This is a genomic window from Kitasatospora sp. NPDC002551, assembly GCF_040296005.1.
Classification (GTDB): domain Bacteria; phylum Actinomycetota; class Actinomycetes; order Streptomycetales; family Streptomycetaceae; genus Kitasatospora.
Map to the genome: position 1 here is coordinate 59199 of NZ_JBEOWI010000004.1, position 12742 is coordinate 71940.

General features: G+C 75.6%; 9 protein-coding genes and 1 pseudogene. 4 read left to right on the top strand and 6 right to left on the bottom strand.

What is annotated here, in order from left to right; genetic code table 11:
- Positions 1-5 precede the first annotated feature (5 nt).
- On the bottom strand, positions 6-425 hold the full coding sequence (locus tag ABT093_RS05725) for a roadblock/LC7 domain-containing protein (RefSeq protein ID WP_350542745.1): 420 nt from the start codon (positions 423-425) through the stop codon (positions 6-8).
- A gap of 147 nt (positions 426-572) precedes the next feature.
- Positions 573-3482 (bottom strand): sensor histidine kinase, encoded by a 2910-nt coding sequence (locus ABT093_RS05730; protein WP_350560746.1) that lies wholly within the window; start codon positions 3480-3482, stop codon positions 573-575.
- Between the two features lie 463 nt (positions 3483-3945).
- On the opposite strand from ABT093_RS05730, the gene ABT093_RS05735 reads away from it, so the two are divergent.
- The 4 genes and pseudogenes from ABT093_RS05735 to ABT093_RS05750 form a co-directional block, all read left to right on the top strand.
- A complete protein-coding gene (locus tag ABT093_RS05735; protein ID WP_350560748.1) occupies positions 3946-5865 on the top strand; it encodes an AMP-dependent synthetase/ligase in 1920 nt (639 codons plus the stop codon).
- Between the two features lie 258 nt (positions 5866-6123).
- A complete protein-coding gene (locus ABT093_RS05740; protein ID WP_350560750.1) occupies positions 6124-7284 on the top strand; it encodes a polysaccharide deacetylase family protein in 1161 nt (386 codons plus the stop codon).
- Between the two features lie 143 nt (positions 7285-7427).
- A complete protein-coding gene (locus tag ABT093_RS05745; RefSeq protein WP_350560752.1) occupies positions 7428-7772 on the top strand; it encodes a hypothetical protein in 345 nt (114 codons plus the stop codon).
- 293 nt (positions 7773-8065) lie between these two features.
- A pseudogene (locus tag ABT093_RS05750) lies at positions 8066-8461 on the top strand (nitroreductase family deazaflavin-dependent oxidoreductase); the annotation flags it as partial.
- 83 nt (positions 8462-8544) lie between these two features.
- On the opposite strand, the gene ABT093_RS05755 reads toward ABT093_RS05750, so the two are convergent.
- The 4 genes from ABT093_RS05755 to ABT093_RS05770 all read right to left on the bottom strand — a co-directional run bounded on the left by ABT093_RS05755 (position 8545) and on the right by ABT093_RS05770 (position 11730).
- Entirely contained in the window at positions 8545-9345 is an 801-nt protein-coding gene (locus ABT093_RS05755; protein ID WP_502884134.1) for an SGNH/GDSL hydrolase family protein, read from the bottom strand.
- Positions 9346-9619: 274 nt separating this feature from the next.
- Complete coding sequence (locus ABT093_RS05760) at positions 9620-10006, bottom strand: VOC family protein (RefSeq protein ID WP_350560754.1); 387 nt, start codon at positions 10004-10006, stop codon at positions 9620-9622.
- Positions 10003-10656, bottom strand: coding sequence for a hypothetical protein (locus ABT093_RS05765; protein ID WP_350560756.1), 654 nt, complete (start codon positions 10654-10656; stop codon positions 10003-10005). Before ABT093_RS05765 ends, ABT093_RS05760 begins: the two co-directional genes overlap by 4 nt.
- A gap of 225 nt (positions 10657-10881) precedes the next feature.
- Positions 10882-11730: a DUF8829 domain-containing protein gene (locus tag ABT093_RS05770; protein ID WP_350560758.1), complete on the bottom strand. Its 849-nt coding sequence runs from the start codon at positions 11728-11730 to the stop codon at positions 10882-10884.
- Positions 11731-12742: the final 1012 nt, after the last annotated feature.

The following is a 12742-nucleotide window of genomic DNA, read 5'->3' on the forward strand; positions in this document are numbered from 1 at the left end:
ACCGCTCATCTCCCGGGCGGGGCCACGTCGGCGCGCGGTTCGGCGGCCAGGTGCTCGCCGACCCGCTTGACCAGCAGGGCCATCTCGTAGGCGATCTGGCCGATGTCCGCCTCGGCCTCGCTCAGCACCGCCAGGCAGCTGCCGTCGCCGGCCGCGGTGATGAACAGGAAGGCCTCGTCCAGCTCGACCATGGTCTGGCGCACGCCGCCGACCTTGAAGTGCCCGCCGGCGCCCTTCGCCAGGCTGTGGAAGCCCGCCGCGACGGCGGCCAGGTGCTCGGCGTCCTCCCGGTCGAGGTCGCGGGAGGCGCCGGTGGCCAGGCCGTCGCTGGAGAGGATCACCGCGTGCCGCAGCGCGGCGACGCGTCCCACCAGGTCGTCCAGGAGCCAGTTGAGGTCTCCGGGCGACTGCGTCGAAGTGGTCATTGAATCTGTTCCTTCCGCTGGAGCGGGTGGTGCGGGTGGTGCTCTTGTTGCTTGTCGTGCCGGTGGTGCTCTTCGTGCCGGTGGTGCGGGTCCTGCGGGGTCGTACGGGTCTTACGGATCGTGCGGGCCGGGCGGGCCGGGCGCGGGTCAGACCGGTGGTGCGGGTGGTGCGGTGCCTTCGGACGGCCCGTCGGACAACGGACCGGCGGGTGCGCCCGGTTCCGCCGCCGCGCGCGGAGCACGGACGAGCCTGCTCGGCGGCGGCACGGGGGCGCGGCGGGCGAGCGGCGCCGGCTCGCCCCCGGCGGGGCCGGGCAGCGCCGCCGGGGCGGGCGCCGGGCTGATCGCGCGGCGCGCCTGGTCCGGCGGCTGCCAGCCGGGCACGGGCCGCGCGGCCGCCGCCGAGGCCGCAGGCGGGGCGGGCGCCGGGGAGGTGCCCCGGCCGCGGGTGAAGCCCCGCTGGAACGAGGCGAAGGTGGCCCGGGCCTCCTCGGGCGAGCGCTCGCGCACCGCCTCGGCTCCCCCGTCCGCGCGCTCGCCGGCCGGAGCGGCGGCAGCGGCCTCCGCCGCCCGCTCGCGCAGTTGCGGGGCGAGGCTCGCCTGCCGGACGCGGCGCGGCAGGGCGCCGCCCGGCGAGGCGGTGTCACGCACCGGTGCGGTGTCCTCGGGGACCGTCGCCGCGACGCCCGGCAGGCCGTCCGGCAGGCTGTCGCCCGGCGCTCCGTCCGCCGGGGCCGCCCCGTCGGCCTCGGCGCGCCGGTGCCGTCCGGTGCCCGGTCCGGCCGGCTCGCCGCCGGGCGCCGGGACGAGCACCGGCCCGCCGTTGCCCCGTGACCGGCGCGGCAGTCCGCCGGGCGTGCGCGCGGGTTCCGGCGCCGAGGGGCGCGGCCCCCCGCTGATCCGGTGCCGCCCGCCCGGGGCGTTCGCCGCTTCGGTGCCGTTCGCCGGTTCGATGCCGTTCGGACCGCCGGTGCCGCCGTCCCCGTCCGCGCCGAGCGCCGGCACCGCGACCAGGTCGCGCCGACCCGCCGCCACCCGCCGTCCCCCGGCCGCTCCCGGGCCCGTACCCGTGCCGGGACCGGACCCCGAGCCAGAACCGGAGCCGGAGCCGGTCCGAACCCCCCGGCCCGAACCCGTCGCGGGCGGCTCCGGCAGTCCGTCCGGCGCCTCCGCCAGCAGCTCGCGCGGGATCAGCACCACCGCCGTGGTCCCCCCGTACGGCGAGGGCCGCAGGTGCACCCGGATGCCGTGCCGCCGGGCCAGCCGGCTGACCACGAACAGGCCGAGCCGGTCGGTGTCGGCGAGGTCGAACTCCTGCTCCACGGCAAGACGTTCGTTGATCCCGGCGAGGGCCTGCTCGCTCAGCCCGAGCCCCCGGTCGTCGATCTCCAGCGCGAAGCCGTGCGCCACCACCTCGCCCTGGACGGTGACCTGGGTGGCGGGCGGGGAGTACACCGCCGCGTTCTCGACCAGTTCGGCGACCAGGTGGGTCACGTCCGCGACCGCGCTGCCGAGCAGTCCGGTGCCGGGGAACGGCCGGACGATCACCCGGGCGTAGTCCTCGACCTCGCCGACCGCCGCGCGCACCACGTCCACCATCCGCACCGGCTTGCGCCAGGCCCGGCCGGGCGAGCCGCCGGCCAGGATGATCAGGCCCTCGGCATGCCGGCGCATACGGGTGGTGAGGTGGTCGACCTTGAAGAGGTCCTCCAGCTCCGCCGGGTCCTCGGTGCGCCGCTCCATGGTGTCGAGCAGGGTCAGCTGGCGGTGCAGCAGCACCTGGCTGCGCCGCGCCAGGTTGACGAAGACCGCGGAGACGCCGCGCCGCAGTTCGGCCTGCTCGACGGCGGCCTCGACGGCGGCCCGCTGCACCGCGTTGATCGCCTGTCCGACCTGGCCGATCTCGGCCGGGCCGAACTCCAGTTCCGGGGCCTCGGCGGCGACGTCCACCGCCTCGCCCTTGCGCAGCCGCAGCATCACCGAGGGCAGCCGGGTGCCGGCCAGCTCGTTGGCGGCGTTGCGCAGGCCGATCAGCTCGCGGACCAGGCCTCGGCCGATCCGGTAGGAGATCAGGATCGAGAGCAGCACCGCGACCAGGCCGATCACACCGGCGATGCCGCCGCGCCAGAGCAGGCCGATCGCGTACGCGTGGTCGCGGTCGTCGATGGTGCCGGCCAGCCGGGTGTTGATCGCCGCGAGGTCGCCGAGCGCGTGGTCGGCGATCTGCCGCCAGTCGCTGCCGTTGAGCGCCTGGACCACGCGCTCGGGGCCGCCCGCGCCGACGAAGTCCGCCTCGGCCCGGGAGAGCGCGGCCCAGGCCTCGCCGCCGCGCAGGGCGATGTAGTCGGCCTGGTCGACCGGGTCCAGCTCGGCGATGTAGACGGTGAACAGGGCCTGCTGGTTGTGCAGGGCGTCGAGCGCGACCTGGTACTGCTCGGCCGTGGGCCGGCCGGTCGCGGTGCGCAGCCCCTCCATCGCCGCGTCCTCCTGGGAGAGGTACTCACGGGCGCGCACCAGCTCGGTCAGGATCGTCCCCTGCCGCGGGAGCTGGCCACTCTGGCGGGCCACGAAGGCGGACCGGAAGCCGAAGGTGGGCTTGACCAGGTCGGTGTACTGGGCGAGCGCGAACTCCCAGTTGAGCGCGGCCCGGCCGACCTGCGCGCGCAGCGGCGGGAGCTGGTCGGCGGCGGCGAGGATCTGCAGCAGGCGGCCGCGCTGGGCCTCGTCGAGCCGGCCGCTGCGGACGTCCTTCTTCTGCCGCAGGACGGCGAGGTCCCGGTCGGTGACGGCCTGCGCCTGTTCGAGGGCGTCCCGGGCGGCGCGCGAGGCCGGGTCGGCCAGCCGTCGGACGGCGGCCCGGCGCTCGTTCTGCAGGTCGTGTGCGTACTGGTCGACCGGGGTGCCGAACTCCTGGTACGTCCTGCTGAGGTCCAGCCGGCTCCAGACGTCACCGGCGGTGGTGAGCGTCGCGTACGCCCAGAGGGCGGCGAGGGCCACGATGGGCACCAGGAGCAGCGCGATGATCTTCGCGCGGATCGAGCTGCTGCGCAGACGCATGGAGTCCTCGGTCGGAAGTGCCAGGCGCGGACGGGGTGCGGGCGGCGGGGTCGGTGGGGGGCGTGGAGCGGCGCGGACGGGAGGCGGGATGGTACGGACCAAGTGCCGGTCCGGGGGTGGTTTTCAGGACAGGCCGGGAAGCCCCGGCCGCAGGTCTGCGAGACTCTACTACGCCCTGACCACTCGTTCGAGGGTCGAACCCGGCCTCTCTTCGCCCCGGGCCGGATCATGTCCGGATCGGCACCGAGATCACCGGTTTCGCACCGGCGGCGGGCAGCCGCGCCCGACACCGCCGCACGGCCCCGCCCCGCCCCGCCGACCGGCGACGTCGCAGGCGGATGACCGTTCGGCGGCACTTTTCGCACGGACCGGTGCCGATCTCGTCGCGTCACGGTCACAACCCTGGGCAGTCGGCACGCCATCCGATAGTTTCGCTCCACCTGCAGGACGGATCGGGGGGATCGTGCGCGAGTTCACCACCCCCGCCCCGGCCGGAGCACCGGCCACCGGCGGGCTGGCCGACTCGCTCTACGACGCCGCCGAACGCTCGCCCGGCCTGGTCCAGTTGGCCCGTCGTACCCCCGGAAGCGCGCGGGCCCCTCGGGGCGCCCGCGCGGCCGGCGGAACCGGCACCACCGGCGCAGGCGGCGCAGGCGGCACGGACCGCGCGGCCGGCACGGACGGCTGGCAGGACGTCACCGCCGCCGCCTTCCGCGACGAGGTGCTCGCCCTCGCCAAGGGCCTGCTCACCCGCGGCGTGCGCTACGGCGACCGGGTCGCGCTGATGTCCCGCACCCGCTACGAGTGGACACTGTTCGACTACGCACTCTGGTCGATCGGCGCGATCCCCGTCCCCGTCTACCCCACCGCCGCGGCCGAGCAGGTCCGCTGGATCCTCGCCGAGACCCAGGCGGTGGCCTGCCTGGTCGAGGACGAGGACCACGCGATGACCGTCGGCGCGGTCTGCGACGCGCTGCCCGAGCTGACCGGCATCTGGCAGCTGGACCGGGGCTGCGTCGCCGCGATCACCGAGGACGGGCGCGGGGTCCCCGACTCGCTGGTCCACCGCCAGCGGCTCGGCGTCACCGCCGACACCGTCGCCACCGTCGTCTACACCTCCGGCACCACCGGCCGCCCCAAGGGCTGCCTGATCACCCACGGCGCCCTGGCCACCGCGGCCGACGCGCTGCTCGCCTGCTGGGACGAGGCGCTGTACGACACCGGCGGCCAGCAGCCGTCCACCGTGCTGTTCCTGCCGCTGGCGCACGTATACGGGCGGATGGTGCAGATCGCGGCGTTACGCGGCGGCTTCCGGCTCGGCCACGTCGCCGAGGTGTCCACCGACGCCCTGCTGCCCGCGCTCGCCGCGCTGCGCCCCACCTTCCTGCTGGTCGTCCCGTACCTGCTCGACAAGGTGTTCCAGCAGGCCCGGCGCACCGCCGAGGAGACCGGACGCGGCGAACTGTTCGAGCAGGCCCGGCAGGTCGCCGTCGACTGGGCCGCCGGCCGCGAGCAGCGCGCCTTCGGGCGCGGCCCCGGCCCGGGCGCCGGACTGCGGCTGCGCCACCTCGCCTACGAGCGCACCGTCTACCAGCGGCTGCGCGCCGTGTTCGGCGGCCGGCTGCGGACCCTGATGTGCGGCGGCTCGACGCTGGAGCGCGAACTCGGCCTGTTCTACGCCGGGATCGGCTTCCGGCTGTACGAGGGCTACGGGCTGACCGAGACCTCGGCCGCGATCACCGGCAACCCGCCCGGGCGGGCGAAGATCGGCACGGTCGGGCGGCCGGTGCCCGGTGCGACCGTCGCGATCGCCGACGACGGCGAGATCTGGGTGCGCGGCCCGGGCGTCTTCGGCGGCTACCTCAACCACCCGCGCTGCACCGCCGAGTCGCTGTTCGAGGGCTGGTTCGGCACCGGGGACCTCGGCAGCCTGGACGAGGACGGCTATCTGACCATCACCGGCCGCAAGAAGGACGTCATCGTCACCAGCAGCGGCAAGAACCTCGTCCCCGCCGCCCTGGAGATCCGGGTCGAGACCCACCCGCTGGTCTCGCAGTGCATGGTGGTGGGCGACAACCGCCCCTACGTGGCCGCGCTGATCACCCTCGACCCGGCGGCGCTGGCGCACTGGCTGAAGCGGCGCGGGCGCGGACAGGCCGACCCCTGGGCGGTGCTGACCGACGAGGAGCTGCACGCGGAGATCCAGCGCGCCGTCGCGGCGGCCAACACCGCCGTCTCGCGCGCCGAGTCGATCCGCGCGTTCCGGTTGCTGCCCCGGGAGTTCGACATCGACCAGGGCCTCCTGACGCCCGACCTGAAACTGCGGCGGGCGGCGGTCACCGCGTACTACGCGGCGGACATCGAGGAGCTGTACGGCCCCTGACGGCACGTCTTGTCCCTTTTGCCGCACGGGTGGTACCGGGTCCGGTGGTCGGCACCGGGGGGAATCCGGGGGCGGCTCCGGCACCGGGGGCAGACGGCGGGCCGCCACTCCTTGACGATCGGAGTGGTCCAGTCCATTGTTTTTCTCCGGTCCGAGTGCGGCGCGCCAACGGCTCCCGCCCCCTCCGGGAGCACCCCCACATCCCGTTTCCCGCGCGCCCGCCCCAACGGGCGCGCGTCCCCACGCAGGAGTCCCCACGTGTCCATCTCCTCGCGCATGTCCGCACGCCTGTCGGCACTGGGCGCCTGCGCCGCGCTGCTGACGGCCGGCCTCGCCGGGCCCGCCACGGCGGCGCAGCCCGGGGCCGCCGCGTCCGGCGGCGCCACCGCCCCCACCGTCAACCTGGCCACCAACCCCGGGTTCGAGATCCCCGCCTCCTCGCTCGCCGACTGGGGCAGCGTGCCCGGCTGGCGCTGTTCCGGCGGGCCCGCCGAGGCCTCCGTCACCACCGCCGCCCCGCACTCGGGCGCCTCTGCCCTGGCCGTCGCCCCGGCGGGCGACGAGTCCACCGGCGAGTGCGCCCAGACCGTCTCGGTCCAGCCGGGCACCACCTACACCGCCTCCGCCTGGGTCCGCGGGAAGTTCGTCTTCCTCGGCGCCACCGACGGCACCGACCGCCCGACCGCCCCCGCCTGGACGGAGGACACCCGCGGCGGCTGGCAGAAGCTCACCACCCGTTTCACCGCCGGCCCCACCGCCACCACCGTCCGCCTCGCCGTCCACGGCTGGTACCAGCAGGGCCCGTTCGCGGTCGACGACGTCCGGGTGGACGGCCCGGCACCCGCGCCCGCGACCGGCGCCGCCTCGGTGCCGACCAGCGACAAGGTGGTCTTCTTCACCGTCGACGACGGCTGGCAGACCTCCCCGGAGGCGGAGCGGTTCATCACCGACCACCAGCTGCCGATCACCGCCTTCCCGCTGCCGATGGCCGCCGCCAACAACCCCGGCTACTTCCAGCGGGTCGCCGCCGTGCCCGGCTCCTCCGTGCAGAACCACAGCGTCTCCCACCCCGACCTCACCAAGCTCACGCCCGCCGAGCAGCAGGTGGAGATCTGCGATGCCCGGGACTCGCTGACCCGCCTCTTCGGCACCGCGCCCACCGTGTTCCGCCCGCCGTACTTCGCCTGGAACGCCGACACCCTGCAGGCCGCGGCCAACTGCGGCATGCGCACCGTGCTCACCGCCGACGCGGACTTCAGCTGGGGCGCCTCCAACGTCTGGCACGAGGGCACCCTGTCGCCCGGGGACGTCGTCCTCATGCACTGGAGCGACACCCTCGCCGGTGACCTGCAGCGTGCCCTGGCCGCCGCCGAGGCGGCCGGTCTCAAGCCCGCCGGCCTGACGTCCTACCTGCGCTGAGGACGCCGCACGCCACTCACGCTCCACCTCGCACCACCTCGCACCACCTCGCACCGCCGGTCCCGCGACGGGGGCCGGCGGTGCGCCCTTTCCGCGCCCTGCCCGTGGCCGGGACGAGATCCTCCGCCGTCAGACTCGTCGCCATGGGGAGACCGGGGGTCCGAACCTTCCGCCGCGGGCCGCGCTCCTTCCCGCTGCACCACCCGCCCGCCGACTGGGCCTCGGACGGCGGGCCGCTCCCGCCGCCCGACGAGCGCCCGCGCCGCTACGGCATCGACGTCCGCACCACCGAACCCGCCGCCTCCCACGTCTCCTTCAGCGCCGGCGACCTCGCCGGCCTCTCCCCCCGGACAGGTCTGGGCGCACGCCCGGATCTGGACCCTGGAGGACTTCGACTCCTACGCCCGCACCTCGTGCTGAGCGCCCTGCGGGCCTCGCTCGCGACCCGGGCCCGCCCCGGCCGGCTCGGCCGGCTGACCGCGCGTTGACAGGGCGCGGGCGGGGTGCTCTGATGGGCGCGTGCAGCGTGGCGCCGGCCAAAGAGAAGTGGGCCGGCCGGCAGCCGGGCCGGCACCCGACACCGAGGGACGACGCGTGATGAGTTCGTACTCCGCTCCCCTTTCCTGACCCTTCGCGCGGCCGCGGCCCAGACCGTGGCCGTCGCCCACCCCTGTTCGGAGATCTGTCCAGGCGCATGCCCATGTCTTCTTCCTCTCCCCAGTCCCTTTCCGATTCCTTCTCCGAGTCCTTCTCCCCCGCCCGGTCGTCCGCTCGGCCGCCGCTGTCGTTCAACCAGAGCGTCATCGAGGAGTTCCGCGCCAACGGCGGGCGGGTCGGCGGCCCCTTCGAGGGCGGAGACCTGCTCCTGCTGACCACCGCCGGTGCGCGAACCGGCCGGGAGCACACCGTGCCGCTCGGATTCGTGCGCGCCGAGGGCCTGCTGCTGATCGTCGCCTCGGCGGCCGGGGCGCCCGAGCACCCGCAGTGGTACCGCAACCTGATCGCCCGCCCGGCGGTACGGGTCGAACTCGGCGAGGAGGTGTTCGAGGCGACCGCCGTGCCGGCCGAGGGCTCGCGGCGGGACCGGCTCTTCGCGGCCGTCGTCCGGGCCGCGCCCGGGTACGGCGACTACCAGCGGCACACCCGGCGGGTCCTGCCGGTGGTCGCGCTGGAACGCCGCTGAACGGACGGGCCCGCCGGTCCCTCCCCCGTGTGGGGGACCGGCGGGCCCGGGCCTGGTCAGGCCCCCTGCGGATCCGTTCAGGCCTGGGCGGAGAAGACCTGGAGGTAGCCGCCCGAGTGGCCGGCGGCGTTGGGGTGGTAGCTCTCGTCCACCGGCAGCGTGGTGCTGCGCAGCCAGGTGGTGCCGGAGCCGCAGATCTCGTGCTCGCGGTAGATCGAGCGCACGTCACCGAAGGCGAAGCCCGCGTTGGCGGCGCGCTTGGCGAGGACGTCGTCCAGCGCGTCGGCGGCGCCGTTGATGGCGGCCCGCTTGGTGTCGCCGATGCCGAGGATGCAGCTGCCGCCGATCTTGTAGAGGTGCGGGTAGCCGAGCACGACGACCCGGGCGTTCGGCGCCTTGGCGCGGATCGCCGAGTAGACCCTGTCGAGCTGGGCCGGCAGCGTGCTGGTGGCGTAGTTCTTCGCGGTGGCGACGGCGTTGAGGCAGGCGCTCTCGGAGTCCAGGACGCACGTCTGCATCGTGCTCGCGAAGCCCGCGTCGTTGCCGCCGACGCTGATGCTGACCAGCGTGGTGGTCGAACTCAGCGAGGAGATCTGGTTGTTGATGACGTCTCCGGTCTTCGCCCCGGCGCAGGCGACGAACTTGAACGACGACGGCGCGTGCGCGTTCTTCCACAGGTACGCGTACGCGAGGGTGCTGCGCTTGCAGCTCCCGCTCTCGCTGGTGTAGCTGCCGGCACCGAGGCCGGAGGCGTACGAATCGCCCAGGGCGACGTAGTTGGCGCCGGCGGCGTGGGCCGATCCGGCCGTGGCCAGCGTGGTGAGGGCGAGGAGGGCCGCGGTGACGGCGACGGACATGGCTCGGGCAGGGCGTGACATGAGTCCTCCTGGTCGTGACGTGCGTCACGGAATTTGATACCAGGCGGTAGCTTTCATGTGAAGTTGTCATGCCAAGGCAATTGACGAACAGTCTGACAACCGCCGGGTTAACGCGCCCTTTTCTCACCACGCGCGACGGGGCAAGCGCCGTTGGTGACCGAACGGAGCGTCACCCGGCCGGAGGACGGCTGTCGGTGGAGGGTTGACGACCGACCGAGGGGCGGCGGACGGCCGGGCGACGACGACCGGGTGAAGGGCTGCGGCGGCGAGCGCGTCAGCCGGGCTCGCCGTCGTGGACGACGATCTCCAGCTCGAAGCCCTGGCGGTCGATCAGGTGGACCGTCCCACCGGTGTCCACCCGGACCGTCCAGCCGGCGGCGAGCGCGGCGGCCACCGCCGACCGGTCACCGTGCACGGCGAGGTGGTTCAGGCCCGCCCGCAGCCGCTGGTGACCTCCCGGCAGCAGGGCCGGCGACTGCTCGATCACCAGGTAGGCGTCACCGAGGCGCCAACTGCGGCCGCTCGGCCATTGCTGGAACGGCTCGCACCCGAGCGCGAGCAGCACCGGGCCCCACTGCCGCGCCGCGAGCGCCAGGTCGTCCGTCCACAGCTCCACGTGGTGGAACAGGCCGCGGGGGTGCGGCGGTCGAGGAGCGCTCACCGGCCGTCGCCCGGGCCGGTGGAGCCGGTGGGCGCGGCGTCCGGGGCCGCACCGGGGAACACCTCGCAGCCGTCGACCGGCAGTTCCTCGATCGCCTCGTTGGCCGCGGCGGGCACGCCCAGCCACCGGACGGCGGTCGCCACCGCCGCCCGGGCCTGGCGCAGCCCGGGCTCGCCCCAGCCGAGCAGCTCGACGGCGAGACCCGGCGCCACGAGCAGCCGCCGGTAGTGCCGCCCCGAGGCGGGGTCCGCCGCGCTCGGGCCGACCGCCCGCAGCGCGGCCGCCATCCGGACCCGGGCGCACTCGTTCCCGCCGTTGGCCGACCCCACCCGGTCGTAGAGGTAGCCGAGGTAGTACGCCGTGCCGATCAGCGCCTGCGCCTCCTCGCCCGCCTCCCGGGCGAGGGCGGAGCCCGGGTCCCCGGCGTCCTCCGGCTCCAGCGACCCGCCGGGCAGCGAGACGATGCCGTCCTTCGGGTTGACCAGCGTCAGCACCCGGCCGTCGGGGGCGAACAGCCACCCCCACGACTGCTTGACCGCGAGCCCGGGGGGCACCGGCTCGCCCGGCCGCCACGGCCACCCCGCGGTGGGACGCCTGCGCACCCGTCCGAGCAGCTCGGCGATCTCCGCGCTGTACTCGATCCGGCTCATGCGTCCCCCCTTTCGGTTCGGGCTCGCCGGACCGGCGGTGCGCGGGGACGTTCACGGGACGTTCGCGGTGCGCGGTTCGGGGCCGAGCGGGCAGGCGCGGCGGCGTGGGGCACCGTCCGTTCCCACTGTTGATCTTCCCCGAAATCTTCCCCGAACAGGCGGTCGATGAACAGTCCCCAGCGCCGCTTGGTGGACACCGAAGACCGAACGCGCTGGTCAGCCGGGTCAGTCCAGGGGCTCACCGCCGTCCTGCCGCCCGGGTGACACCGGCAGGGGGAATCCAGGCCCCGGAACGGCGGCCGGCGGGAAGGGCAGCCCGCGTCCGACGTCGTCGGCCAGCTCGTCCAGCACCTCCCGGACGGTCATCGGCCGCAGCCGTCCGGCGTGCAGCGCCCAGCCGCGCACCACCTGCCCGCCGGGCACCGCCGGGTCCCCGTGCAGCACCACCGCCCCGGCGCCGCCGGCGGCCAAGCCCGCCGCCAGCGTCACGCAGAACGCCTCGCCGTCCCGCCCGCCCGTGCCCGACCGGCCGCCTTCCACCAGGAGGTCGGTCGCCGAGGTCAGCTCCTCGCCGTCCTCGGGGCCGTGGCAGCGCACGGTCAGCAGATGGAGACCGTCACCGGCACCCGCCGCCACCGCCGACCGGACCTCGACCGCGTGCCGCAGCACCGCCACCAGCCGCCGCTCCCCCGGCGGCCCCTCGCCGACCGCCGCCAGCAGCGCCGCCATCGCGATGGAGATCCGCACCCTGGCCCGGTGGTCGTCGACCAGCTCCGGCAGCAGGACCGCCAACCGCTGCCCGGCGTAGACGAACGGCTCCCCCGCCAGCTCGGGATCGGCCGCGTACGCGACGCGGGCCGCCGCGCCCCCGGGGTCGAAGCCGAGCGCCTCGCAGTACTCCTCGTAGTCCGCCGGGTCCAGCACCCGCAGATGCACCTCGACGCCGTGCCCGGCCAGCGCCCGGAGCTGGACCGCCACCCGCCGCAGGTAGGCCCGGAAGGACAGCCCGCCGAACAGCCCGTACCCCGCGAGGTCGGCGAAGTCGGCGGCACGCACCACCAGGGCCAGCGCCACCGGCTGCGGCGGCGGCGCCCCGCGCGGCCGCCCCGAGCGCCACCCCCGCGCCCCGGGCCCGCCCGACCCGCCGCCCGGAGGCCGTCCACCAGGGCCGCGCGCCCCCGGTCCACCCGGCCCGGGCCGCCGCTGCCCGGCACGCCCGCTCCGCATCCCGTCCCGCTTTCCGTCCCGCACGCCCATCGCGCCACCCTTTCGCTGCGGACACCCGCCACACCGGCCCCACGAGCCCCTCGGCTCCCGGCGACCGCGACCCTACATACCGTCACTGACAATCCACCCTGCGCGACCTCCACGGGTCGCGCGGGAAGCCGCCGCCCCGGCACTGCGGCCACCTTGACTCTCAGCGACGGTGACCCTACACACGGCCACTGACAGTCCGCCCGGTGCGGCACCCGCCGCCGAGGGGTGGACGGGAAGCCGCGACCGGGGACCGGACGGCCGGGGTGCCGCCCGTCGTGCGACGAGGCCACGCCCCGGAGCCCGAGGGCACCGCCGCCGGCAGAGCCGCCCCGGGGCAGGCGGGGTCAGGTGAGGGAACGTGGCGGGCGGGAGAGCGCGACCGGAATCGGGATCCCGCTATCGCCCCGGCCACGCGACGACACGCCGCCTCGAAAGCCGTGGGGCGCGCGGGAAGCCGTGGCCGGGACCGGGCTTCCGGTACCGCCCCGTCGTGCGACGAGGGATCACGCCCCGGCGGCCGAGGGCGCTGCCCCTGCCACGGCCGCGCCGGGCCGCAGCGCTCGCGAGGGACCGTGCGGCGGGCGGGAGTGCATGGCGCGGACCAGGCTCTCGGCACCACCCCTCCATGCACCGACGGGCCTCCCCGAGAACCGCCCCGGCCGCCCAAGGCGGGCGAGACGGCCCGGGGTGGCCGGGGGTGGCAGGCCACGGCGGCCGAGGCGGCGTGGCGGGCCAGGCGAGACGGCCGGGGTGGCGGAGGGCCACTGGGTGGGGTGGGAATCCGCGGTCCGGGGCCGCTTGTCGGTGGCGCCCGTTATGGTCGGGGACC

Bases quoted from the DNA above. Each gene is read 5' to 3' on its own strand.
- ABT093_RS05745 (WP_350560752.1), top strand. From the start codon at position 7,428: ATGGGGAGACCGGGGGTCCGAACCTTCCGCCGCGGGCCGCGCTCCTTC.
- ABT093_RS05765 (WP_350560756.1), bottom strand. From the start codon at position 10,656: ATGAGCCGGATCGAGTACAGCGCGGAGATCGCCGAGCTGCTCGGACGG.
- ABT093_RS05755 (WP_502884134.1), bottom strand. From the start codon at position 9,345: ATGTCACGCCCTGCCCGAGCCATGTCCGTCGCCGTCACCGCGGCCCTC.
- ABT093_RS05725 (WP_350542745.1), bottom strand. From the start codon at position 425: ATGACCACTTCGACGCAGTCGCCCGGAGACCTCAACTGGCTCCTGGAC.
- ABT093_RS05730 (WP_350560746.1), bottom strand. From the start codon at position 3,482: ATGCGTCTGCGCAGCAGCTCGATCCGCGCGAAGATCATCGCGCTGCTC.